The 23,200-nt window shown below is 70.7% G+C and carries 22 protein-coding genes; 7 read left to right on the forward strand and 15 right to left on the reverse strand.

Translation table 11 applies throughout. The features are described from left to right. Positions 1 to 12 precede the first annotated feature (12 nt). On the reverse strand, positions 13 to 1,236 hold the full coding sequence (locus RBS60_RS17295) for a Gfo/Idh/MocA family oxidoreductase (protein WP_307958806.1): 1,224 nt from the start codon (positions 1,234 to 1,236) through the stop codon (positions 13 to 15). Here RBS60_RS17295 and RBS60_RS17300 point away from each other — a divergent pair. Together RBS60_RS17300 and RBS60_RS17305 are read left to right on the forward strand one after the other, a co-directional pair. After that, positions 1,235 to 1,402: a hypothetical protein gene (locus RBS60_RS17300; RefSeq protein ID WP_307958807.1), complete on the forward strand. Its 168-nt coding sequence runs from the start codon at positions 1,235 to 1,237 to the stop codon at positions 1,400 to 1,402. The genes RBS60_RS17295 and RBS60_RS17300 overlap by 2 nt on opposite strands. 7 nt (positions 1,403 to 1,409) lie before the next feature. Further along, entirely contained in the window at positions 1,410 to 2,435 is a 1,026-nt protein-coding gene (locus tag RBS60_RS17305) for a LacI family DNA-binding transcriptional regulator (protein WP_307958808.1), read from the forward strand. 99 nt (positions 2,436 to 2,534) lie between these two features. On the opposite strand, the gene RBS60_RS17310 is transcribed toward RBS60_RS17305, so the two are convergent. The 10 genes from RBS60_RS17310 to RBS60_RS17355 all read right to left on the reverse strand — a co-directional run bounded on the left by RBS60_RS17310 (position 2,535) and on the right by RBS60_RS17355 (position 13,797). After that, positions 2,535 to 3,701: a glycerate kinase gene (locus RBS60_RS17310; RefSeq protein ID WP_307958809.1), complete on the reverse strand. Its 1,167-nt coding sequence runs from the start codon at positions 3,699 to 3,701 to the stop codon at positions 2,535 to 2,537. Further along, entirely contained in the window at positions 3,698 to 5,155 is a 1,458-nt protein-coding gene (gene dctA / locus RBS60_RS17315; protein WP_307958810.1) for a C4-dicarboxylate transporter DctA, read from the reverse strand. Before dctA ends, RBS60_RS17310 begins: the two co-directional genes overlap by 4 nt. Before the next feature lie 10 nt (positions 5,156 to 5,165). Beyond that, on the reverse strand, positions 5,166 to 6,263 hold the full coding sequence (locus RBS60_RS17320) for a tartrate dehydrogenase (protein ID WP_307958811.1): 1,098 nt from the start codon (positions 6,261 to 6,263) through the stop codon (positions 5,166 to 5,168). Positions 6,264 to 6,393: 130 nt separating this feature from the next. Further along, the gene (locus RBS60_RS17325) at positions 6,394 to 7,296 is read right to left on the reverse strand and encodes a LysR family transcriptional regulator (protein ID WP_307958812.1); all 903 of its coding nucleotides are present in this window, start codon (positions 7,294 to 7,296) and stop codon (positions 6,394 to 6,396) included. Positions 7,297 to 7,359: 63 nt separating this feature from the next. Continuing rightward, positions 7,360 to 8,325: a sugar phosphate isomerase/epimerase gene (locus RBS60_RS17330; RefSeq protein ID WP_307958813.1), complete on the reverse strand. Its 966-nt coding sequence runs from the start codon at positions 8,323 to 8,325 to the stop codon at positions 7,360 to 7,362. A gap of 106 nt (positions 8,326 to 8,431) precedes the next feature. Continuing rightward, a complete protein-coding gene (locus RBS60_RS17335) occupies positions 8,432 to 9,457 on the reverse strand; it encodes a Gfo/Idh/MocA family oxidoreductase (protein ID WP_307958814.1) in 1,026 nt (341 codons plus the stop codon). After that, positions 9,454 to 10,458, reverse strand: coding sequence for a Gfo/Idh/MocA family oxidoreductase (locus RBS60_RS17340; protein WP_307958815.1), 1,005 nt, complete (start codon positions 10,456 to 10,458; stop codon positions 9,454 to 9,456). The genes RBS60_RS17335 and RBS60_RS17340 overlap by 4 nt, the downstream gene beginning before the upstream one ends. 261 nt (positions 10,459 to 10,719) lie before the next feature. Next, positions 10,720 to 11,649, reverse strand: coding sequence for an ATP-binding cassette domain-containing protein (locus tag RBS60_RS17345; protein ID WP_307958816.1), 930 nt, complete (start codon positions 11,647 to 11,649; stop codon positions 10,720 to 10,722). A gap of 27 nt (positions 11,650 to 11,676) precedes the next feature. Beyond that, positions 11,677 to 12,744, reverse strand: a complete 1,068-nt coding sequence (locus tag RBS60_RS17350) for an ABC transporter permease (protein WP_307958079.1) — start codon at positions 12,742 to 12,744, stop codon at positions 11,677 to 11,679. 63 nt (positions 12,745 to 12,807) lie between these two features. Next, a complete protein-coding gene (locus tag RBS60_RS17355) occupies positions 12,808 to 13,797 on the reverse strand; it encodes a substrate-binding domain-containing protein (protein ID WP_307958078.1) in 990 nt (329 codons plus the stop codon). Between the two features lie 225 nt (positions 13,798 to 14,022). Here RBS60_RS17355 and RBS60_RS17360 point away from each other — a divergent pair, with 225 nt between their 5' ends. Continuing rightward, positions 14,023 to 14,880: a sugar phosphate isomerase/epimerase family protein gene (locus RBS60_RS17360; protein WP_307958077.1), complete on the forward strand. Its 858-nt coding sequence runs from the start codon at positions 14,023 to 14,025 to the stop codon at positions 14,878 to 14,880. Positions 14,881 to 14,977: 97 nt separating this feature from the next. Further along, positions 14,978 to 16,009, forward strand: a complete 1,032-nt coding sequence (locus RBS60_RS17365) for an acetylxylan esterase (protein WP_307958076.1) — start codon at positions 14,978 to 14,980, stop codon at positions 16,007 to 16,009. Between the two features lie 108 nt (positions 16,010 to 16,117). Here RBS60_RS17365 and RBS60_RS17370 read toward each other — a convergent pair whose 3' ends face one another. From RBS60_RS17370 to RBS60_RS17380, 3 genes are all read right to left on the reverse strand, one after another. Further along, positions 16,118 to 17,005: a hypothetical protein gene (locus tag RBS60_RS17370; protein ID WP_307958075.1), complete on the reverse strand. Its 888-nt coding sequence runs from the start codon at positions 17,003 to 17,005 to the stop codon at positions 16,118 to 16,120. A gap of 116 nt (positions 17,006 to 17,121) precedes the next feature. Next, entirely contained in the window at positions 17,122 to 18,579 is a 1,458-nt protein-coding gene (locus RBS60_RS17375) for an MFS transporter (RefSeq protein WP_307958074.1), read from the reverse strand. Beyond that, positions 18,576 to 19,067 carry an SRPBCC family protein gene (locus RBS60_RS17380; protein ID WP_307958073.1) on the reverse strand — a complete coding sequence of 164 codons (492 nt, stop codon included), beginning with the start codon at positions 19,065 to 19,067 and terminating at the stop codon, positions 18,576 to 18,578. The genes RBS60_RS17375 and RBS60_RS17380 overlap by 4 nt, the downstream gene beginning before the upstream one ends. Before the next feature lie 209 nt (positions 19,068 to 19,276). On the opposite strand from RBS60_RS17380, the gene RBS60_RS17385 reads away from it, so the two are divergent. From RBS60_RS17385 to RBS60_RS17395, 3 genes are all read left to right on the forward strand, one after another. Then, the gene (locus tag RBS60_RS17385) at positions 19,277 to 20,698 is read left to right on the forward strand and encodes an aldehyde dehydrogenase family protein (RefSeq protein WP_374049282.1); all 1,422 of its coding nucleotides are present in this window, start codon (positions 19,277 to 19,279) and stop codon (positions 20,696 to 20,698) included. A gap of 174 nt (positions 20,699 to 20,872) precedes the next feature. Next, positions 20,873 to 22,213, forward strand: a complete 1,341-nt coding sequence (locus RBS60_RS17390; protein ID WP_307958072.1) for a protein kinase domain-containing protein — start codon at positions 20,873 to 20,875, stop codon at positions 22,211 to 22,213. Further along, entirely contained in the window at positions 22,210 to 22,623 is a 414-nt protein-coding gene (locus tag RBS60_RS17395) for a hypothetical protein (protein WP_307958071.1), read from the forward strand. The genes RBS60_RS17390 and RBS60_RS17395 overlap by 4 nt, the downstream gene beginning before the upstream one ends. An 18-nt stretch (positions 22,624 to 22,641) precedes the next feature. Here the strand turns inward: RBS60_RS17395 and RBS60_RS17400 are convergent, their stop codons facing one another. Then, the gene (locus RBS60_RS17400; RefSeq protein ID WP_307958070.1) at positions 22,642 to 23,190 is read right to left on the reverse strand and encodes an SRPBCC domain-containing protein; all 549 of its coding nucleotides are present in this window, start codon (positions 23,188 to 23,190) and stop codon (positions 22,642 to 22,644) included. Between the last annotated feature and the right edge of the window lie 10 nt (positions 23,191 to 23,200).

The raw sequence follows: 23,200 nt of genomic DNA on the forward strand, positions 1-23,200 counted from the left end.
TGGTCTGGGGGTTCAGCGCACGACGGCGGCAGTGGGCTTCTGCGCCGATGGCACCTCGACGCGGCGGCCGGAATCGGCGGCGGACTGGGCGACTGCGCCGAGGATCTCCATGTTCCGCACGCCCTCGTCGAACGTCGCGTTGCGTGGGAGGGAGTCGGCCTCGGACAGCCCTGCGACCTCCTCGAGGAAGGCGCGGGCCTGGTAGCCGAAGGCGTCATTCTGGCCGAAGCCGACGCTCGGCGCGTCCATCGCGAGGCCACCGGCGATGTACGGGTGGTCGGGGCCGAGGATCACCTGGCGGTAGCCGTTCTGGGCGTAGGGGCCCTCGTTGAGGAACAGACCGATCTCGGCGGGGCGGCGCTGGTCGAAGAGCGCGGCGCCGTTCTCGCAGAAAACCTCGAACATGAGCGAGTTCGCGTGGCCGGAGGCCACGCGGGAGACCGAGAGCGAGCCGATGCACGAGGCGAACTCGGCGGAGAAGGAGGCAACGTCGTCGTTCTCCACCGGCTCGAGCTGGTCCGACACGGCCGCGTGGTCGTGGCCCATGACGGCGCCGAGCGGGAGCGGGCGCTCCGTGATCGCGGTGGAGAGCTGGCCGCCGGAGACGGACTGGATGTCTCCGCACAGGAACTCGCCCACATAGGCGAGGTGGCTGCCCACGTCGGCGAGCGCGCCCGAGCCCGGGCCGCCCTTGTAGCGCCAGCTCATGGGGGCCTGCGGGCTGCAGCCGTAGTCGGTCCAGTAGCGGCCCGAGAAGTGGAGCGGGCGGCCGAGGGTGCCGTCCTGGATGAGCTTGCGGATCGCGGCGATGCCGGGCGTGCGGCGGTAGGTGAAGCCGATGCGGCCCAGGACGCCGCGCTCCTCCGCGGCCCTCGCGGCGTCGGCCATCGCGCGGGCATCGGCGAGCGTGTCGGAGAGGGGCTTCTCGCACAGGACATGCTTGCCGGCGGCGAGGAGGCCCTCGACCACCTCGCGGTGGAGCGAGTTGGCGATGACGACGCTCACGACGTCGATGTCGTCCGCCTCGGCGATGGCCTGCCACGAGGAGTCGTGGCGCGCGTAGCCGAAGCGGGTTGCGGCGGCCTGCCCGAATTCCGCGTTGACGTCGCCGATCGAGACGAGGCGGATCTCGGGCAGCGTGGGCTTGTACAGGGTGCTCGCGGTGCGGTAGGCGGCGGCATGGGCCTTGCCGGCCATGCCTGCGCCGATGACGGCGACGCCGAGGGGCTTGCTCATGGGTCTCTCCTTCGAGGGGTCCGGCGTCGCCGGCGGGGAAGTGCGGGAAATCGGGAAATCAGGACGTCTGGAGGGTGGTGATGTGATTTGGAGCGCTCCAAAGAAGGTTAAGACCGAGGAGTTTGTCCTGTCAATACCGCGCTCGCGGGTCCTTAGGGTGCCATGATGGACCCGTGCCGACCGACCCCATCCCCCGCCCGACGATCTACGACGTCGCGCAGCTGGCCGGCGTCTCCAAGTCGCTCGTCTCGCTGGTCCTGAGGGACGCGCCGCACGTGAGCGACGTCCGGCGCGAGGCCGTCCTCGCGGCGATCGAGGAGCTCGGCTACCGGCCCTCCCCAGCCGCGAGTGCCCTCGCGAGCCAGCGGACCCGCACGGTCGGCGTCCTCATCGACGACTTCCACAACCCGTGGTTCGTCGAGCTCCTCGCGGGTCTGCGCTCCATCCTCGACCCAGCCGGGTATACGGCGAGCGTCGCGGACCTCCAGCTCGAGGCCGCCTCCGGGCGCAACCCCGTGGACGGGTTCCTCGCGCAGCATGTCGACGCGCTCGTCATCGCCGCGGACCCCGCCGAGGGGACGCTGGACGGCGTGAGCGCGCCGATCGTCGTCGCCGGCACCAGGGAGTTTGGGGCCGCGGCCGACGCCGCGCTGGTCGCCGACGTCGTCGCGGGCGACGACGCGCTCGGTGCCCGCCTGGCGACCGAGCACCTGATCGGGCTGGGCCACCGGAGCATCGGCCACCTGACCGGGAGCAGTGGTCCCGGTGCTCAGCGGCGGCGGGGCTACGAGGAGGCGATGCAGGCGGCGGGGCTCGACCCGCTGGTCTTCGGGGAGCGCGGCGGGACCTCCGAGGCCGACGGCTACGCCGCAGCGTGCGCCCTGCTCGACGCGCACCCCGGGATCACGGGGGTCGTTGCGGCCAACGACGTCATGGCCGTCGGCGCCCTCGCCGCCCTGCGCGAGCGGGGCCTGACCGTGCCCGCGGATGTCTCCGTGGTGGGCCACGACGACTCGCCGCTGGCCGCGTACCGGTACCTCGCCCTCACGAGCGTGGACGGACACTCCCGAGAGGTCGGGGCGGCAGCGGCCCGAACCCTTCTGGACCGCATCGACGATCCCGACGCCCCGCCGCACCGCGAGCTCCTCGCGCCAGACCTCGTGGTCCGCTCGTCGACGGCCCCTCCCCCGCACCCATGAGGGCAGGGGCCTCACCCGCCTCACCGCCCGCCCACATCTGGGGCACCCCCTGACGCTCACCTGATGCGACCTCAGAAGATGACCTTCAGGACGTGACCTTCAGAAGCTAACCCCCAGACGGCGGGCGATGTCCCGCCCAGCTTCGGCGAGCAGCTGGGCCGACAGCCGGGGATCCGACACAGTGTCCCGCTCCGTCATCGACGAGAGGGCGTAGACCCGTCCGATCCCGTGCTCCGGAACGCTCTCCCGGCCCAGCGCGTTGTGCCCCACCACTGCGACGACGGGCACAGGTCCATCCGAGCAGGCGCCCGCGCGGCGCGCGACGGCGAGCGGCAGCTTCCCGGACAGGGTCTGGCCGTCGAGCCTCCCCTCACCTGTGACCACGAGGTCAGCGCCCCCGAGCGCCTCGTCGAAGCCGAGGAGGTCAAGGAAGAAGTCCGCCCCGGAGACCACGCGCGCCCCGAGGAGCAGGGCAGCGAACCCCAGGCCGCCAGCGCTCCCGGCGCCGGGCCTCTGGGCTGCAGACGACGCCGGCATCCCGGCCTCGTCCAGCCGCGCCACCAGATGCGCGAGGCCAGCCTCGAGGAGCTCAAGCTCCGAAGGACTGGCACCCTTCTGCGGCCCATACACCGCAGCGGCGCCGTCGGGACCGAGGAGCGGGTTCTGCACGTCGCTCGCGGCGACGAGCTCGACCCCAGCGAGATCGACAATCCGTGACAGGTCCACCCGCGCAACCTCGCACAGCGTCCCGCCCGCGGGGACGAAGGCTTCACCGCGGCGGTCGAGGAATCGTGCACCGAGCGCCGCGAGCATCCCCGCGCCGCCATCGGTCGACGCGCTCCCGCCGAGTCCCACCACGATGCGCGCCGCCCCCTCCGCGAGCCCCGCGCGGACGGCCAGCCCGAGCCCGAGGCTTGTGCTCGTGAGCGGCTCGAGCCGCCCGCCGGGCAGGGCCTGCAGGCCGCAGGTCCCCGCGACCTCGAGGACGGCGGTCCCGCGCCGGAGCGCGATCCTCCCCTCCACCGGCTCGCCCGTGGGCCCGGAGACCCGCACGGCAACGGCCTCGAACCCGGCCGCGAGCGCCGCCTCGACGCTCCCGTCCCCGCCGTCTGCGAGGGGCAGGGCCCGCCAGTCAACCCCTTCGGGCGCCCGGGCGGCCAGCCCCTCGCCGATGGCCCGCGCGACCTCGCCCGCGGTGAGCGAGCCCTTGAACTTGTCCGGTGCCACGAGGACAGTCACGCGGCCGGCGGCCGGGGAGGTGCTCACCGCAACGCCCCGGCCCGGAGGTCGCTCTCCCCCGCGGCGGCGACAGGCTCGAGCCTCCCGGCATCCTCGACACCATCGCGGGTCCCGCTCACCGCCGACGGCGACCGCTCGCCGTCGTGCGCCGCGGCACCCCGGGCGGGGCCCGCCGCATCCAGCGGAGGCAGGTGTTCGCCGCGGAAGGCGCGGCGGGCGCGATCGTCGTCGAGGGACTTGTCCCACCACGCGATGAAGAGGGTCGCGACCGCGTTGCCACAGAAGTTCACCAGGGCGCGGCACTCGGACATGAACTTGTCGATGCCGAAGATGAGCATGATGCCCGCGGCCGGGATGGTTCCGAGCGTGCTCAGCGTCGCGGTGAGGGCGATGAAGCCCCCGCCCGCCACGCCCGCGGCGCCTTTCGAGGTCAGGAGCATGACGGCCAGGAGGCCCAGCTGCTGCCCGATCGAGAGATGCGTGTTGGTGGCCTGGGCGATGTACACGGCCGCGAGGGAGAGGTAGATCGCGGCACCGTCCAGGTTGAAGCTGTACCCCGTCGGGACCACGAGACCCACGGTCTCCTTCTTGACGCCGGCTTGCTCGAGCTTGCGCATGAGCCCGGGGAGCGCCGGTTCGGCGGTGGACGTGCCCACAATCAGGAGCAGCTCCTCCTTGAAGTGGCGCAGCATCGAGAAGATGTTGAGCCGCAGGAACGCCATGACGCCGCCGAGCACGACGACCACGAACACGATCGACGTCGCGTAGAACAGCAGGATGAGCCAGCCGAGGCTCGTGAGGCTCGAGACCCCGTACTTGCCGACCGCGAACGCCATGGCGCCGAACGCGCCGAGCGGGGCGGCCTTCATGACGAAGTTGAGGACCTTGAAGACCACCTTGGTGAGGCGCTCGACGGCGACGAGCACCGGCGCGGCCACCTTGCCGAGAGCGTTGACCGCAATCCCGACGAGGACGGCCATGAAGATGATCTGCAGGATGTCGCCCTGCACGAACGGGCCCACGACGGACGTCGGGATGATGTTGACCAGGAAGTCCCACCAGTTCTCGCCCTTGCCGGCGCTGATGTACTGTGCGGCCGTGCCGCTGGCCTGGATCTTGCTCGCGTCGATGTTCAGCCCGTCGCCGAGGCGGAACACGTTGATTGCCACGAGGCCCGCGGTCATCGCCAGGATCGTGCCGACCTGGAAGTACGTGAGGGCCTTGAGGCCCGTGATGCCGACCCTCTTGAGGTCCGCGACACTCGCGATCCCGCCCACGATCGTGAGGAACACGATCGGGCCGATGAGCATCTTCATCGCGTTGACGAACGTGGTCCCGATCGGCTGCATCGCCTCACCCGCCTTGGGCGAGAGCCACCCGAGGACGATCCCGACGACGATTGCGAGCAGAACCCAGAAGTACAGCTGCCGGTACCAGGGCCGGCGGGCGGGGCGGACGGCATTGTCCACGTTGTGTCCCATGATGTCCTCCTCAGACCGCCGCGAGGGAACGGGTCAGGGCCTCGACGATCGCGTCGGTGACCTCGCGCGTGTCCGCGGTGCCGCCGACGTCGCGCGTGAGGTGGCCCGCCGCCGCCGTCGCCTCGATCGCGGCCTCGACACGGCGGGCCTCGTCGGCCAGGCCGAAGTGGTCGAGCATGAGGGCCGCGCTCGAGATGGCGCCGATCGGGTTGGAGATGCCCTTGCCCGCAATGTCGGGGGCGGAGCCGTGCACGGGCTCGAACATGCTCGGGAAGCGGCGCTCGGGGTTGAGGTTCGCGCTCGCGGCGAGGCCGAGGCTGCCGGCGAGGGCGGAGCCGAGGTCGGAGAGAATGTCCGCGTTGAGGTTCGAGGCGACGACGACGGACAGCTCCTCGGGCTTGAGCACGAACTTGGCGCTCATCGCGTCCACGAGCACGCTCTCGGTGGCCACGTCCGGGTAGTCCAGGGCCACGCGGCGGAACACCTCGTCCCACAGGACCATGCCGTACTGCTGGGCGTTGGACTTCGTGACGCTCGATACCTTCTTGACCGTGCGGGTCCGGGCCAGGTCGAAGGCGAAGCGCATGATCCGCTCGCAGCCCTTCTCCGTGAAGAGCGCAGTCTGGAGCGCCACCTCGTTGCCCGGGCCGCGGCCCGAGAGGTTGCGCCCGCCGAGACCGGCGTACTCGCCCTCACTGTTCTCGCGGACCACCACCCAGTCGAGCTCGGCGGTGTCGGCGCGGCGCAGCGGCGACTCGACGCCGGGGAGGAACCTCACGGGGCGGATGTTGGCCCACTGGTCGAAATTCTGGGTGATGTTCAGGCGCAGGCCCCACAGGCTCACGTGGTCCGGGACGTTCTCCCAGCCGACGGCGCCGAAGTAGATCGCGTCGAACGGCTTGAGGGCCTCGAGGCCCTCGGCTGGCATCATCTCGCTGTGCCTGGCGTAGTAGTCCGAGCCCCACGGGAACTCGGTCCACTCGAAGGCGAAGGCGCCGCCGGACTGGGCGGCGAGGGCGTCAAGGACGCGTCGACCGGCGGCGACGACCTCCTTGCCGACGCCGTCGCCGGGGATGGAAGCAATCTTGAAGGTCTTGATCTCGCTCACGTGCAGGTCTCTCCTTGGGTGTTAGCGGCATCACAGCTGCCGCGCTACATCCATAAGACCAAGCCGGGATTGATCACGTCCAAGACCAATTCTTCATCTGCTGGATAGGATGCACCTATCGATGAGTACCTCAGCGCGTCTCCCAGTGCGCAGTCGCGTAGGTCGCGGCGACCTCGAGGAACGCCGCCGCGGCCGGCGTGAGGCCAGACTGGCGGCTCAGGACGGCCACGTGCAGGACTGACTCGGGCTCGATCCGGGCCACACGTAGCCCTGAATGCCGGGCCAGCGGCGCCCACGAGGACGGCATGATCGCGTGGCCCACACCGGCGAGGACGAGCGGAAGGATGGACGTGCGGTGGGCAACCTCCACCGCAACCTCCACGTCGACGCCGCTCGCAAGGATGTCATCCACGAGCCACCGCATGAGGGACCCACGCTGAGAGACGATGACCCTGTGCCCGCCGAGGTCCTCCCGGCCCACCGACTCGGCTCCCCCGAACCTGTCCGCCTCGGGATTGACGATGAGGACGAGCGGCTGCCGCTCGAGCTGCATGACGTCGACCCCTGCCGCCCGCACGGGGCGGTCCTGCCCGAGCACACCCACCTCGGCGAGGCCGGAGCGGACGGACTCCACGACGTCGTCCGGCGTGAACGCCGCTGCGACGGCCACAGTCACCGCCGGGTGTGCGCGGGCGAAGGCCGCGATCATCGATGTGAGCGGCTCGATCCCCGGAGACGGCATCGCGATGAGGTCAAGTCGGCCGCTGCGGACCCCTCGGAGATGGTCGACGGCGGCCCTCGCCGCGTCGAGGTCCCGCACCACGAGCCGGGCCGGCCCCACGAGCTCGCGCCCGGCCTCCGAGAGGACCGCGCGCCGCCCCACCCGGTGGAAGAGCGGCACGCCGAGGTCCTGCTCGAGCGCCTTGACGGTCTGCGAGAGCGACGGCTGGGCAATGAGCAGGTGCTCCGCCGCCCGGTGGAATCCGCCATAGTCCACCACTGCGAGGAAGTACCTCAGCTGCCTGACATCCATTGCCGCCCCCTGTCCTGGGTGGAGGGGCGATCGGCCGCACAGTGCCCCCGCCCCTCATCCACCTTAGATCCGGGCCGGTGCCCAGTCGGGAGCATCACGGATCAGGACAGACTGGAGCAGTTCCGCGGCGCGGCGCACACCCTCCCCAGAGGACACCAGGACGTCCTCGTGCTCGATGTTGAGCGGCCCGTCGTAGCCGACCGAACGGAGCGCATACACGCAGTCCCCCCAGAATCCGGTCCCGCCAGGGTGGCCCAGGCCGAGCGTCACGTAATTCCACGACCGGGCGGCGGCCCGGGAAGGCGGCAGAGTGTCGAGGATGCCGTTGACGTCGGCGTTCCGGCGCTCCACCCGGGCATCCTTCGCGTGGACGTGGAAGATCGCGGACCCGAGGGCCTGGACGACCGCGAGGATGTCGGCTCCCATCCACATCAGGTGCGAGGGGTCGAGGTTCGCGCCGACCACGTCCTCGCCCACCGCGTCCCGCAGGCGCAGCATCGTCGCGACGTTGAACACGAGCTGGCGGCCATGCATCTCCACGGCCAGCCGAACGCCGCGGGTCCGGGCGTACTCGGCGAGATCCGTCCAGTACGGGATGGCCACCTCGTTCCACTGGTACTCGAGCACCTCAAGCGTCTCGGGCGGCCAGGACGTGGTGATCCAGTTCGGCGTCCGCTCGCCCCGGGCGCCCGGGAGGCCGGACATGAGGACGACCGTGGGAACCCCCATTTCGCCGGCCACCGTGATCGTGTCCCGGACCACCTTGTCATGCTCCGCGCCCGTGACCGGATGCAGCTGATTGCCGTTGGCGTTCAGCGCGCTGAGCGTGAGCCCCCGACTCGCGACGGCGTCCGCGAGCCTCGTGCGCGCCGCGGCACTCGCGACGAGCTGCGGGAGATCGGCGTGCGGCGCCTCGGACCAGTTTCCCGTGGCAAGCTCGACGCCGTCGAGCCCCAGCTCCGCGGCAACGTCCAAGACGTCCTCAAGCGGTCGGCCGCCCAACGAATCTGTAATCAGCCCAAGCTCCATCGAAATCCCTCTCTGTACTGCGTCTGTTCGGTGGCGCGACTGACCTTTGGTACGTCTCATCTGCGGTGCGCATGATCTGCGGTGCGCGGGTCGGCGCGCCTTGGCCTTACTCCCCCGGGTACACGATCGCGGCCTGGCGCCGCAGCTCGTCCGCGACGCGCAAGGCCAGGATGCTGAGGTGGAGTGGCCGTTCGGCCACCTCGGTCTGCCCCGCGGCGATGGCCCGGGCCACCGCGGCGGCCTGGAAGTGCAGCCCGGCCACGTGATCGCCAGGCGTGCCCTCCCAGCGGTGGGCCTCGCCGTCGGCGGTGCGCACGGTCAGGCCACCCGGCGAGTTGAACGGGCCGTCGAATGTCAGGGCCGCCTCGGTGCCGACCACGGTGAGCTGCGCGGGCGTGAATCCGAGCATCGTGGTGGTGAGCGTAGCCTGGGCGCCGCCGGGGAACCCGAGCAGGGCCGAAAGCTGTCCGTTCACCCCGTTGGCCAGTGGCGACCCGAGCCCCAGGACGCGGTCTGGCTCGCCGAGGATGTCCGTGGCGAGGGCGAGGAGGTAGATGCCGAGATCGAGGAGCGGGCCTCCGGCGAGGGCCGGGTCGTGCGCACGGTGGCTCGGCGGGAGGTACTCGCCGTAGTCGCCCAGGACGGTGCTCAGCTCGCCGAGGTGTCCGCCGCGGATGAGCTGCCGCGCGACGTCGTACGAGGGCAGGAACGCGGTCCAGAGCGCCTCGGCGGCGAAGAGGCCGCGGGACCGGGCGGCGTCGGCGATCTCCTGCGCCTCGGCCGCGCTGATGCCGATGGGCTTCTCGACGAGAACGTGCCGGCCCGCCCCGAGCGCGATCAGGGCAACGTCACGGTGCGCGGTGTGCGGCGTGGCAACGTAGACGATGTCGACGTCGGGGTCCGCGGCGAGCGATTCGTACGAGCCGTGGGGCCTCAGCCCACGGGGCGCCGCGAACGCCCGCGCCCGCTCGAGCGAGCGGGACCCGACGGCCGTGACCCGCTGGGAACCGTGCAGGGCGAGCGATTCAGCGAACCGCTCGGCGATCCAGCCCGGCCCGGCGATCCCCCACCGCAGGCTGGGCGCCTCGGCGGCGTCGGGCACGCGCGATACGGGGAACTCGAACGAGCTCACGCGTGGACTACCTTCACGAAAGCGCCGGCGGCGTCGATCGAGGCTGCGAGGGCGGCGCCGATCTCCGAGGCGCGGAGCCCGTCGCGTGCAGTCGCGAGGGGCGACGGCGCGCCCGTCCGCAGCGAGTCGATCCATGCCTGGAGCTCGATCCGGTACGCGTCGGCGAAGCGGGGGCGCCAGTCGGCGGGGTACTCGGTCGCCCGGCGCCGATCGAGGTTGAACTCGAGCAGGGGGGACTCGGTGAAGCTGGCGGTCCCGCGCTCCCCCACGACTTCAAGCCGCGTCGAGTAGCCGTACTCGGCGTTGAGGAACAGCTCGAGGGTCACGAGCGTGCCGTCCTCCATCCGCAGCAGCATGAGCGCGGGGTCCTGGAGGCCCGCAGGCGCGAGCGAGGACGCCTTCCGGCCCGAGACCCACGCGACCTCGGCCACGGAGGTGCCGAGCAGCCACGGCATCGAATCGAGCTCGTGGATCGCCGAGTTGGTGATGGCGGAGACGTTCGTCGCGTCCGGGGCGGAGCGGACGTTGCGGCTCACGCAGTGCGCCACGAGCACCTCGCCGAGCTCGCCCGCGGCGAGGCGCCGCCTGAGCTCGGTGTGCGCGGGATCGAAGCGCCGCATGAATCCGAGGGAGACGAGGCTGCGGCCCAACTCCACGGCCACCGCCTCCTCTGCCTCGACCACGGCACGGCCCTCCTCGACGGTGGGGGCGAGGGGCTTCTCGCACAGGACGGGCTTGCGTGCATCGAGGCAGGCGGTGAGGAGCTCGGCGTGGGTGGAGTCGTGGGACGCGATGACGACGGCGTCAACCTCGTCGTCCGTGATGAGCGCCCGCGGGTCGGTGGTGCTTCGCGCGCCGGCCGGCCCGGCGGCGGCAGCCGCGCGGTCGGCGTCGAGGTCCGCAACGAGCGAGACGGAGGCGCCGCTCACCGCGCCGGCGAGATTGCGCACATGGTCGGCACCCATGATTCCGGCGCCGATGACGCCCACGCGGATGGTCATAGGGATCTCTTCTCTTCAGTAGTGGAACGTTCCAAGGTTGGGTTGATCACACTCTAGTCGCAGCCGAGTTTGTCCTGTCAAGTGCGCTTCGGGGCTCGACCCTCGGCTGACGGTCTTCTGACTGTTGTCTGACGGTTGTCTGACGGTTGTCTGACCGTGGCGCGCGGTGACGCACGATGACGGCGCGGTCGGCTGGGTGCCGAACCGCGCCGTCGTGCGTCCCCCGGGCAGTCGACGCGCGAACCCGGGATGTGCCCATCGTCAGGCTGTGGGCGACTCCGCCTTGGGTGCTTCGGCTTGGACGGCGGCGGCTTCGGCTTTGGCTTCTTGGAGGGCTTGGGTGTGGCCGCCGAGCTGTTCGAGTTCGTGGGCGAGTTCGGCGAGTTCGGCGCCGCCGGCCATCTGGGCGGTGAGTTCTTCCAGGGTGATGTCCTTCTTGTCGTAGTAGCCGATGGAGCGGCCGCGCTTCAGGAGCAGGAAGCGGTCCCCGACGGGGAAGGCGTGGTGGGGGTTGTGGGTGATGAAGATGACGCCGAGGCCGCGGTCGCGGGCCTGGAGGATGTAGCGCAGGACCACGCCGGACTGCTTCACGCCCAGGGCGGCGGTGGGCTCGTCCAGGATCAGGACCTTGGCCCCGAAGTACACGGCCCGGGCGATGGCCACGCACTGCCGCTCGCCGCCGGAGAGCTGGCCGATGGGCTGCTCGACGTCGCGCAGGTCGATGCCCATGGCCGCCAGCTCGGTCCTGGTGGTCTCCTTCATCCGGTTCACGTCCATGCGCTTGAACGGGCCGAACCCGGTGGTCAGCTCGGAGCCGAGGAAGAAGTTGCGCCAGATCGGCATGAGGGAGACCACCGCGAGGTCCTGGTAGACCGCGGCGATGCCCGCGTCCAGGGCCTCCCTCGGGGAGGAGAGCCTGCGTTCCTCGCCCATGATGGTGAAGGTGCCGGCGTCGTGCTGGTGCAGGCCGGCGATGATCTTGATCAGGGTCGACTTCCCGGCCCCGTTGTCGCCCAGGACGCAGGTGACGCGGCCGTTGTCCACGGCCATGGTCACCTCCCGCAGGGCGATGACGTTGCCGTAGTGCTTGCCCACGCCGTCCAGGCGCAGCAGGTGCACGGGCCGGTCGGTGAGGGGGTCGGTCTCCCCCGCCTTGGCCAGGATCTCCTGGTTGCTGATGTGCTCTGCCATGGTGGCCATCTCCTGTGCTTCGTTCTCTCAGGCGCGCTCTGCGCGCTTCTTGACGATGAGGTTCACGATCGTGGCCAGCAGGAGCATCAGGCCCAGGAAGAACTTGAACCAGTCCGGGTTCCACTGCGCGTACACGATGCCCTTGTTGGCCATGCCGAAGATGAACGCGCCGATCGCCCCGCCCACGGCCGAGCCGTACCCGCCGGTGAGCAGGCACCCGCCGATGACCGCGGCGATGATGTAGAGGAACTCGTTGCCCACGCCCTCCCCGGACTGGACCGCGTCGAACGCGAACAGGTTGTGCATGCCCAGCAGCCACCCGCACAGCCCCACCCCCATGAACAGGCCGATCTTGGTCGCGGTGACCGGGACCCCGACCGCCCGGGCGGCGTTCGCGTCCCCGCCCGCGGCGAAGATCCAGTTCCCGACCTTCGTGCGCAGCAGCACCCAGGACGCGACCACCACCAGCACGATCCAGTACAGGATCGTGATCTTGAACTCGACCCCGCCGATGTTCACCGAGGACGCGAAGACCGCCTTGGCCGCGCCGAACCCGTCCATCTGGGCGATCGAGGGCGAGGACACCGCCCCGCCGATCAGGCGGGTCAGGGCCAGGTTCAGGCCCGTGAGCATCAGGAACGTGGCCAGGGTCACGATGAAGGAGGGCAGCTTCGTCTTGACCAGGATCCACCCGTTCACGAACCCGATCCCCAGGGAGACCACCAGGGCCAGCAGGACCCCGACCCACACGTTCATCCCGAAGTTCCAGGAGAACAGGGACGCGGTCAGGGCCGAGGAGATCACCGCGACACCCGAGGACAGGTCGAACTCGCCCCCGATCATCAGCAGCGAGACCCCCACCGCCATGATCCCGATCGTGGAGGACCCGTACAGGACCGTCGCGAGCGCGTTGGGCTGCAGGAACGTCCCCGAGACCGCCGCGAAGAAGATGAACAGCACGACCGCGGCCGCCAGCGCCCCGACCTCCGGACGGCCCAGGAGCTTCTGGAACGGGCCACGACGCCCGACCCGCTCGTCTTTGGCAGCCGGCGCGGGCGCCGGCCCCGGCGTCGAGGGAAGTGTTGCAGTTGCCATGGAAAGAACTCCTTCTCAGTCGGGCCGCGCGGCGTTCCCGCCGCACGGCCCCGATCCTTGGAACTAGCGGACGCCCTGCTGGACGAACTTGAGGACGTCGGAGATGTTGGACTTGTCCACGATCGCCGGCCCGGTCAGCACCGGCTGGCCACCACCGACCTTGAACCCGCCGCGCTTGTTCTGCCAGAGCGCGTCAACCGACAGGTAGCCCTGCAGCCACGGCTGCTGGTCCACCGTGAAGAGCACCTTGCCGTCGCTGATCGCCTGGGCCAGGGCAGGGTTGAGGTCGAAGCTCGCCACCTTGACCGAGCTATTCGCATCCGCCACCGCCTTGAGGAGGGTGACCGTGTACGGGGCGCCGAGGCCGACGATCACATCGGCGTCCTTCGTGGCCTGCAGCTTCGCCGTCGCCGTGGACTGCACCGAGGTCATATCGGCTCCGTTGACGTAGAGGATCTCCGTGCCCGGGACCTTCTCCTTCACGCCCGCGCACCGGGCCTCGAGCTGCACCTGCCCCTGCGACATGATCACGCAGATGGGGTGCTTGTAGCCGTCCGAGGCGAGCTTGGTGCCCACCGCCTCACCGGCGAGCTTCTCGTTCGAGCCGAAGTGCGTGAACGCGCCCATCTGCGCGGAGACGTCGCCGCCGGCGTTGAAGCTCACGAGCGGGATGCCCGCGTCGGCAACCTTCTTCAGCACATCCTTCATGGCGCCCGGGTTGGCGATGGTGACCGCGATGCCATCCACCTTCTGGTCGATCGCCTGCTGCACCAGCTGGGACTGTCGCCCGGCGTCCGAGTCATTCGTGTAGAGAATCTCGACGTTGTCCTTCGCCGCCGCCTCCTCGGCACCCTTGCGCACGATGTCCCAGAACGTGTCGCCCGCCTCGGCGTGCGTGATGAGGGCAACCTTCATCCTGGGAGTCGAGACGGCCTGGCCGCCTCCTGAACCTGCGGTCGCGTCGGCCTGCTTGCCGCCGCCCGAGCAGGCCGTCACGGCGAGGACTGGGATCAGGGCAAGGGCGGCCAGGCCGCGGTGCCACGTCTTCTTCACGAGCTCTCCTTTGATGTTCGTGCGCTTCACATCCCGGGAAGGATCTCGGGGGCTCCGGCCTCACCGGATCGGCGGGAATGTGATGCGGGTCTCTTTATGGACCGGTCCAACCATAGGCCGCGAAAGTTTCGGATGTCAATGGACCGGTCCACTATTTCTGTGCCACACTCATCAACAACCCCCGAGTGACTCACACCACAGGCCTCAGGCCCCGAGAGGATCCCCATGCCATCCACTACCGAGCGGTTCGTCGCAACCTGCTGGACAAGCGCCGGCGATGCCGCCCCACTTCGCAGCCCAGAGACGAGTCCAGTCCCCCTCCCCGAACGGATCGAGGCGCTTGCGGCCACTGGATGGTCCGGGTTCGGTCTCGTTCTGGACGACCTCAAAGCCGCGCAGTCGTCGATGGGCTTCGCGGCGCTGAACCGCCTCGTCCGCTCCCACGGGCTGACGCACGTCGAGGTCGAGCTCCTCGCGCGATGGTGGGAGCCCCGCGAAGTCTGGGGCACGGACTGGGACCTTCTCCTCCACGCCGCCGAGGCACTGCACGCACCGTTTGTGAAGATCGGCAGCGACTTCGGCACTCCCCCGGCCGACCTCGGGTTCATGGTGGAGCCCCTCAGGACGCTCGCCGGGGAGGCCGAGAAACGGGGAACGAGAGTCGCCCTCGAACCCGTGGCCTTCACGCTCGTCGACACGATCCCCCGCGGCGCCGATCTGATGCGCCGCGTGGATCACCCGGCGTGCGGCCTGATCGTGGACTTCTGGCACGTGTACCGCAAGGGAACGAGTCTGGCAGAACTCCGCAGTTCCCTCACGGCGGACCAGATCTTCGGCGTCGAGCTCAACGATGCCCACAACGAGATCCAGGGCACGCTGTTCGAGGACACCCGGGACCATCGCTGCTACCTCGGACAGGGGGACCAGGACGTTGCGGGCTTCATCCGGACCATGCAGGACATCGGGTTCAAGGGCCCGTGGGGTGTCGAGATCCTCTCCGAGGAACACCGGGCTCTGCCGGTTCAGACGGCCTTGGCGGCCGCCATGGCAACGACCCGTCCATTCTTCGAGTCCGATGAGTGACGGGCAGTCGCGCCCCCGCGGGGGACACAGCACATCCCACCTCCCTCCAGTAAGCTCGGTCACATCCGTCCCCGACGTCCGGAGGAACCGCACGGCCATGCCCGCCCTCGACTTCCCCCTCGAAACGCTCCGCTCCTATCGCGGTTCCGCCACGGCGCCCGCGGACCTCGGGGACTTCTGGGACGCAACGCTCGCCGACGCGCGCAAACCGCCGCTCGACGTCGTGCTCGAACCGGTCGAGACGGGGCTCGCCCTGATCGACACCTTCGACGTCACCTTCACCGGCTTCGGAGGCGCCAGGATCAGGGGCTGGCTCCACGTGCCGGCCGGCCCGCGGGGCGACGTGCAGGCACAGCCGCTGCCCGCCGTCGTGCAGTACGCCGGCTACTCGGGCGGCCGCGGGCTCCCGCATCAGGACACCGTGTGGGCGCAGGCCGGCTGGGCCATGCTCATCATGGACACCCGCGGGCAAGGCTACGGCGGGATCTCCGGCGACACGCCCGATCCGCATCCCAGTGCCGGCGGCATCGCGTACCCCGGGCTCATGACGCGCGGGATCCAGGACCCCGAGGACTACTACTACCGCCGCCTCTACACCGACGCGGTGCGCGCCATCGAAGCTGCGCAGGCCCTCGACGCCGTCGACTCCGCCCGCATTGTGGTCCATGGCGTCTCACAGGGTGGCGGCCTAGCGATCGCCGCGGCCTCACTCGCCGCGCGCGCCGGGATCGGCGGCGTCATCGCATGTCTGCCGGACGTCAATTTCCTCTCCGACTTCCGCCGCGCGCTCGATGTCGCCACGGCGGGTCCGTACCCCGAGATCGAACGCTTCCTCGTGCGGCACCGGGAGATGGCCGCCACCGCGCTGCGCACGCTGGACTACTTCGACGTCTCACTGCTCGCGAGATGGGCGACGGCGCCCGCCTCCTTCTCGGTCGCGCTGCGGGACGAGGTCTGCCCGCCGTCGACCGTCTATGCAGCGTTCAACAACTACGGCGAGGACTCGCCCGAGAGGGCGCGGCCGGCGAAGGACATCACGGAGTGGCCGTTCAACAACCACGAGGGCGGCGGCGAGCACCAGGTAGCGGCACACCTGCGCCGCCTCGCGGAGCTGCGCAGCAGCACCTGACCCCCAGGATGTGCGGTCACCTACCGCACAGACGGGTCACCCGCAGAACCTGACCCCCCGGAGCTGACTTCCAGAAGGGCCACCCGCGGCCTGGCGCGGAGGCGTGCGTCACGCGTGCAGGGCGCTCCCCACGCGCTCGACCAGCGTCTCGAACCGCCGCCGGAGGACTTCCTGCCGTGCCGCGGGCCAATGCGAGTAGGCGAGGCAGATGCTCAGCAGCCCATGCCCTCGCACGTCGATGTACGCGTGCACCTCGCCGTCGGGCGTCCGGCCGAAGTCCACGCCCGTCGGCGCGTCGGCCCCTCCGAAAGACTCCGGGACGAGGAACACGGCCTCGGCGATCTCGTCGAGCCCGAAGGCCACGGACCCTCGTTCGAGTGCCCCCTCGGGGAGCAGGCTGGCCGTCTCCGCGGAGAGCATGCCGTCGGAGAGGACGAACACGAGCCCGCCCGGCGTGCTCACGAGGGCCCCGTTCAGTTCGACGGCCTCGGACCCGCGCCGCGCAGCGAGCAGGAACCCCGGCAGCACCACGGACTCGTCCATGTACAGCCCGTGGTCGTACCGGGGGTCTTCGGCGGCCGCGCGCGCGAGCGCCGCCTTCAGCATGAGAGCCTCGGCCTTCGCCGCAGAGGCGAGCATCGGGTCGTCTGCGGCGGCGTCCTCCGACTCGAGCACCATCTCCTCGAGGGCCTGGATGGCCGACGGCATGTGGCTGAGCACGAGGCGCCCCGCCTCCTCGGCGCCGAACAGCAGCGCCGCGGCACCGAGAATCGTGACCAGGGCCTCGCGGGAGTCCATACCCCCGGCCAGCTGGGCTTCGAGCCATGTCGTCACCCGCAGCGCGCCCTGCTCATCGAGCACGCAGGCTGCCGCCTCCCCGCTGCGCTCCCCCGGAGCGGCGGTGCTGGCGTGCGCGAGAACTGCGGCCAGCCCCTCGGGGACGCCGGACTCGACGAGCCGCTGTGCCAGCGACAGACATGATGGAGTGAGACTCACGCTTCAAGCCTGTCAACCGGAATGAGAGGAGGTCAACCCGGGTCCGCACGGCGCGCGAAAGATGACGCCGTCCCGGCCACCCGCCGATCACCGGCCGGAAGGACAGGACTCCGCGCTCAGACAGCCCGCCGGCGCGGCAGGAAGAACAGGCTCGCGGCCGCGGCGAAGCACAGCAGGGAAGCGGAGAGCCACGCGGTCATGTAGGTCCCGCTCACTTCGCGTCCCCACCCGGCCAGGAACGCGCCCACCCCGGCGCCGACCATGTGCGAGGCGAACACCCACCCGAACACTACTGAGCTCTTGGCCGCGCCGAAGTGCTCGCGGCACAGCGCCACGGTGGGCGGCACGGTCGCAACCCAGTCGAGCCCGTAGAAGACGATGAAGATCCACAGCGGCGGCTCGACGTCCGGCGCGAGCAGCGCGTTGACGGTGAGCAGCGAGGCCCCGCGCAGCGCGTAGTACGCGACGAGCAGTATCCACGGCCGCACACGGTCCGTGAGCCAGCCGGAGGCGACAGTGCCAATCACGTCGAACACGCCGATGAGCGCAAGCAGCCCTGACGCTGTGGTGGCGGGCATGCCGTGATCGTGCGCGGCGGGGATGAAATGGGTCTGCATGAGCCCGTTCGTGCTCCAGCCGCACACCCAGAACGTGAACAGCAGGATCCAGAAGGCCCTCGACCGCAGCGACTCGCGCAGCACCGAGAGAGCCTCCACCGCCGCGTTCCGGCGCACGACGGCGGGCGCCTCCTCACGCTGCACCGCCTTCTCGCGCTGCACGACCTCGTGCGGTGTTTCTCCGCGCTGCTCCGCGTCCTCATGTCGCGCCTCTCCGCGCTTCCCCTCTCGCAGCGCCGTCCCCGCACCCATCGGCGAGCTCTCCAGCTCCGGCGAGCTGGCGGCGTCGTGCGCAGGTGCGGGCGCGACGGCGGGCGACGCACCGTACGGCGCAACCCCCACCTCCGCGGGCGAGTTGGCGAACGGCCAAGCGAGCAGCGGCACGATCGCGAGCGCGAACACGGCGACAAGCAGCGCGGCGGTGCGCCAGCCCTCGTGCGCGGCCAGCTGCACCACGGCGGGCAGGAAGACCAGCTGTCCGCACGCGTTCGCGGCCGAGAAGAAGCCCATCACGAGCCCGCGCCGGGCCGCGAACCAGCGGTTGGCAACGACGGCGCCGAAGACGAGCGCGAGCATCCCCGTTCCCACGCCGATGAACACACCCCACAGCGCCCACAGCTGCCACGCGGCGGTCATGAGAGTGGTCAGACCACTCCCGGCCGCGACGAGGACGAGCGCCGTCGCCACGACCTTGCGCAGCGTGAACCGCTCCATGAGTACTGCGGCAAACGGCGCCACGAGGCCGTATATCACGAGGTTCGCCGTCACCGCGCCCGAGGTCTCGGCCCTCGTCCAGCCGAACTCGGCCTCGAGGGGCTCAAAGAGCGCGCCGGTCGTCGAACGGAAGGCGGCCGCGGCCACGAGCGCGAGAAGCGTCACGGCGGCGACGAGCCACGCGCGGTGCACGCCCCGACGCACGACGCCGGCCGGCTGGGTCTGCTGTCTGGTCTCGGTCACGCGGTGCCCGCCTCGGGGGTGCGCGCCTCAGGGGTTTCGCTCTCGGAGGTTCCGGTCTCCGAGGTTCCAGTCTCAGCGGTTCCGGCCTCGGAGGCTCCGGCCTCGAGGACGTCCTTGAGGGTGTCCAGGTCGGCCTGGACGGCCGCGGCGTCGGCCTCGAAGGCCTCATCGGTCACGCCCTCCGCACGGCGGAGGTGGAAGACCGCGAGGCTGTGCGCGCCGTCGGCGAGGATGCGGAACTGGTTCAGGACCACGCTCCCATCGGGCAGCATGACCTCGTGGTCGAGGATCCCGGCGGCAGTGTCGCCCACGAACCTCACCTCGACCGCACCCATCGGGGAGTCCGCGATCCAGCGGCCGTTCTCCGCACGGACGCCCGCCGCAAGGCCCGCGGCCCAGCGCGGGAGGTTGGCGGGATGGCCCGCGAAGGCAAAGACGGCGCGGGGCGACAGGGCGATCGGGACACTCAGGTGGCGGAACTCGGACACGGACAGAAGCGTACGCCAGCGGCATCCCCGCGAGCGGGGAGACCAACGGGGAGACGAGCGGGTCGGGCCGCGGTCCCGAGGCCGGTCGGGCCGGTCGGGCGCTCGCGAACCGTGCACCCTCGGACAAGCACCGGGCGCGCGTGGTCAAGCACGGCGGTGGCGCCTCGCCGGATGCTTGAACGAACACCGGACTCGATGAGGAGGACTTCATGGAAACGCTCGAGCACGCAGATACCCTGCTGGGATCGGTCGAGGCGCCCGAGGGCACGCCGCGGCAGGAGATGCTGGACCCGGCCACCGGGGAGCGGGTGGGCTTCGCGCCGCTGCAGAGCGTGGCGGACCTCGAGGCGGCCATCACGGCCGCGAGGGCCGCCCAGCCGGGCTGGGCGGCGCTGGGGCACGCGGCGCGCTCGGCGTCGCTGCTGCGGGCCGCGGACGCGGTCGAGGCAAACGCCGAAGAGCTGGCCCGGATCCTCTCCCGCGAGCAGGGCAAGCCGCTCAACGGCCCCAACGCCCGCTTCGAGGTCGGCGCGTGCGCGGCCTGGCTGCGCGCGACGGCCGCGACCGTCCTCGAGCCCGAGACCGTGGTCGACGCCGACGGGACCAAGGCGGTGCTGCACTACCGCCCGATCGGGGTCGTGGGTGCGATCGGGCCGTGGAACTGGCCCATGATGATCACCGTCTGGCAGATCGCCCCGGCCCTGCGCATGGGCAACACCGCCGTGGTCAAGCCCTCCGGCATGACCCCGCTGTCCGTCCTTGCCCTCGTCAAGGTCATCAACCAGGAACTGCCCGAGGGCGTCCTGCACGTGGTCCCCGGCCGCCGGGACGTGGGCGCGGCCCTGGCCGAGCACCCCGCGATCAGCAAGGTCATGTTCACCGGCTCCACCGCCACGGGCAAGTCGATCATCCGCTCCTCCGCGGACACCGTGAAGCGCCTGACCCTCGAGCTCGGCGGCAACGACGCCGGCATCGTCCTGCCCGACGCCGACCCGAAGGCCATCGCCGAGGGCCTCTTCTGGGGCGCGTTCATCAATACCGGCCAGACCTGCGCCGCCCTCAAACGCCTCTACGTGCACGAGGACATCTACGAGGACGTCTGCGCCGCCCTTACCGAGTACGCCGCGAACGTGCCGATGGGCGTGGGCCTGGACGAGCAGAACGTCCTGGGCCCGCTGCAGAACAGGTCCCAGTACGAGATTGTCGCCGGCCTCGTCCAGGACGCGAAGGACGCCGGCGCCCGCGTCCTCCTCGGCGGAAACCCAGACGAGAACCAGCCCGGCTACTTCTACCCCACCACCCTCGTCGCGGACATCGACAACGACAACCCCCTCGTGGCCCAGGAGCAGTTCGGCCCCGCCCTGCCCATCATCAAGTACACAAACGTGGACCACGCCGTCGTCATGGCCAACGCCCTGGAAGTCGGCCTCGGCGCCTCCGTGTGGGGCACCGACCCCGACCAGGCCCACGCCGTCGCCGCGCGCCTCGAAGCCGGCAGCGTCTGGATCAACAACCACGGCGCGGTGAACCCCATGGCCCCCTTCGGCGGTGCCAAGCAGTCCGGCTACGGCCTCGAATTCGGCACCGAAGGCCTCAAGCACCTCGGCCAACCCCAGGTCATCCACGGTTAATATGCATTTGTAGTTATATTCTGCCAGAGGACTATTTCCTTCTGGCCGGGGAGCTGGGCCCCACCGCGCGGAACGTGCGCGGCGGGGCCCTTCCCATGCCGCAATACGGAGCGAGCACCCCGGTGCGTCCACTAGGCTAGATCGGGTGTGACGACGGGCGAGGAAGGGCAACACGTGGCCGAGAGTGATATCGGGCTCGACCCTACCTTCGTCGGCGGCAGGTATCGGCTCCTCGAGGTCGCCGGCAGCGGCGCCATGGCCACGGTGCACCGGGCCCATGATGAGGTTCTGGGGCGCGACGTGGCCGTCAAGACCTTCCGTACCCACGCGCCGGACCCCCGCCACGAAGAACGTCGCCGTGGCGAGATGCAGGTGCTCGCGCGCCTCAACCACCCGAGCCTCGTGCGCCTCTACGACGCTGGCACCGACACCCAGGACGACGGGACCACTCAGGTCGCCTACCTCGTCATGGAGTTCGTCGACGGCACGGACCTGCGCCAGCGCCTTGCCTCAGGCGCCCTCACGTCCGACGACGCGCGCCTCCTGGCGCTCGACCTCGCCGGCGCCCTCGCGTACGTGCACGCGCTCGGGATCGTGCACCGCGACATCAAGCCCGCGAACATCCTCGTCCCCCACGCCGACCCGAACCACCGCCGCAGGCCTGTCAAACTCACCGACTTCGGGATCGCCCGCCTCACCGACGCCTCGAGGCTCACCCTCACGAACACGACGATCGGCACGGCCAACTATCTCAGCCCAGAGCAGGCGCGCGGCGAGAAGGTCGGACCGGCGTCGGACATCTACTCGCTCGGGCTCGTGCTCCTCGAATCCCTCACGGGCTCCATGGAGTTCACGGGCGGGGCGGTCGAGGCAGCCGTCGCGCGGCTCCTCCGCGATCCCCGCATCCCCACTCACCTCGGCGGCCCGTGGGCCTCGCTCCTCCCGCGTATGACGGCGCGCGACGCCGCCGACCGGCCCGACGCCACCGAGATTGTCCGGGTGCTCCGCGGGGAGGCCCCGGCCGACGGCGGGGCGCCGACTCGCGCCATCGAGTCCCCGGACCCTGCGGATGGCGGGCTCACCCAGGCGCTCGCGCCCGCCGTCGTCGAGGGCGCAGGCACGCGCGTGATGCCCTCGGCGGCCGCGGCTCTGCACACGGCCCCAATGAGCCGGCTGGGCGCGGAACAGGATGGCCAGCAGACCCGTGCGTGGCGCGCTGCCCCCCTCGTCCCCGAACTCCCCCAGGACCCGCCCGCGGTACCGGGCCACGCGCCGTCGTCCGCCCGGCCCCGTGGCGGATCCGGCGCCCGTGCGGCCCGCAGGCCACGACGCGGACTCTTCTGGGCCGCCGTCACGGTCGGGATCCTGGCCGCGCTCCTCGTGATCGTGCCGCTCGTGCTCCGGGCCGTGCTTCCCGCACAGCCCGCGAACCTGCCGCCCCTTCCCGCCTCCCCCGCTGTCTCCGGGCAGCTCGGGACGCATCTCGACCAGCTCGAACGGAGTCTCAGGCCATGACGGCACGCACCCTCTGGCTCGGCGCCGTGGCCGCAGGACTCGCGGCCACCCTCCTGAGCGGCTGTTCCCCCGCACCGGCCCTCGACGCCGGGGTTGCCTCGAAGCTCGCCAGTGCGGCGCAGGAGCTGCGCACCGAGGCCGCGACCGGACGGTACGCGGACGCGCTGGCGAAGCTCGACGCGCTCGAGCGCGAGGCGCGGAACGCGTCCTCGAACGGCACGATGAGCAGCGACCGGTCGTCGCAGGTCCTCGGAGCCATCGCGAGCGTGCGCAAGGACCTGCAGGCCCTTGCCTCGGCCCAGTCCGCCCCGACCGCGACCCTGGATCCGACGCCCACCCCCGAGCCCACGAGGCCCAAGGCCAAAGGCAAGAAGACGCCGGACCCTACCCCGCCGCCAGAGGACAACTGACCCCACGGGCTCCGGCGCTCAAGCGTCGCGGCCCGGGATCGGTGCGCCGCTCGGGAGGCCAGCGGCGACATAGCCGGCATAGAGCTGACCCCAGTCGTCCGGCCGATCGGCGGTCCCCGGCCCCGAGTGCGGGGCGGTTGAGGCCAGTCGCTCGAGCTTCTTCGCGAGTTCCCGCAGGCACACGTGCCACCCGGCGGCATTGCGCGCGGCCGCGGTGCTGTCTGCAAGCCAGTCCCGGAGCGTGAGCTCGCACTCGTCGTCCGAGCCCTCGACAAGGAATTCCATGAGGTCGCCGCCCCAGGCGAAGGCCCAGCGCCGGGGCGGGTCCCAGTCGACGATCTGGTCCGTGCTGCCGCCCGCCGCGTCGTTCGGGTCGCCGCTGAAGGTGACCGTGCCGGCGTCATGCGCGATCTGCACGCGCGAGGGAAACCAGCCGGCGAGACCGTCCTCGGTGCTCACGGCCGTCCACAAGTCCGCGGCCGGGACCGGATAGGACCGGATGAACGTCACGGCGCCGCGTCCCTCGACCTCGGCATACTCGCCGTCGAGCTCCTCGAGTCCAGACATTTGCGCGCCC

It is taken from the genome of Sinomonas sp. ASV486 (genome assembly GCF_030908215.1).
GTDB classification, from domain to species: Bacteria; Actinomycetota; Actinomycetes; order Actinomycetales; family Micrococcaceae; genus Sinomonas; species Sinomonas puerhi.

Excerpts from the sequence above, each read along its gene's own strand:
- RBS60_RS17300 (WP_307958807.1), top strand. The coding sequence starts at position 1,235 with ATGGGTCTCTCCTTCGAGGGGTCCGGCGTCGCCGGCGGGGAAGTGCGG.
- RBS60_RS17295 (WP_307958806.1), bottom strand. The coding sequence starts at position 1,236 with ATGAGCAAGCCCCTCGGCGTCGCCGTCATCGGCGCAGGCATGGCCGGC.
- dctA (WP_307958810.1), bottom strand. The coding sequence starts at position 5,155 with ATGGGACACAACGTGGACAATGCCGTCCGCCCCGCCCGCCGGCCCTGG.
- RBS60_RS17325 (WP_307958812.1), bottom strand. The coding sequence starts at position 7,296 with ATGGATGTCAGGCAGCTGAGGTACTTCCTCGCAGTGGTGGACTATGGC.
- RBS60_RS17330 (WP_307958813.1), bottom strand. The coding sequence starts at position 8,325 with ATGGAGCTTGGGCTGATTACAGATTCGTTGGGCGGCCGACCGCTTGAG.
- RBS60_RS17340 (WP_307958815.1), bottom strand. The coding sequence starts at position 10,458 with ATGACCATCCGCGTGGGCGTCATCGGCGCCGGAATCATGGGTGCCGAC.
- RBS60_RS17345 (WP_307958816.1), bottom strand. The coding sequence starts at position 11,649 with ATGGCAGAGCACATCAGCAACCAGGAGATCCTGGCCAAGGCGGGGGAG.
- RBS60_RS17350 (WP_307958079.1), bottom strand. The coding sequence starts at position 12,744 with ATGGCAACTGCAACACTTCCCTCGACGCCGGGGCCGGCGCCCGCGCCG.
- RBS60_RS17360 (WP_307958077.1), top strand. The coding sequence starts at position 14,023 with ATGCCATCCACTACCGAGCGGTTCGTCGCAACCTGCTGGACAAGCGCC.
- RBS60_RS17365 (WP_307958076.1), top strand. The coding sequence starts at position 14,978 with ATGCCCGCCCTCGACTTCCCCCTCGAAACGCTCCGCTCCTATCGCGGT.
- RBS60_RS17385 (WP_374049282.1), top strand. The coding sequence starts at position 19,277 with ATGGAAACGCTCGAGCACGCAGATACCCTGCTGGGATCGGTCGAGGCG.
- RBS60_RS17395 (WP_307958071.1), top strand. The coding sequence starts at position 22,210 with ATGACGGCACGCACCCTCTGGCTCGGCGCCGTGGCCGCAGGACTCGCG.
- RBS60_RS17400 (WP_307958070.1), bottom strand. The coding sequence starts at position 23,190 with ATGTCTGGACTCGAGGAGCTCGACGGCGAGTATGCCGAGGTCGAGGGA.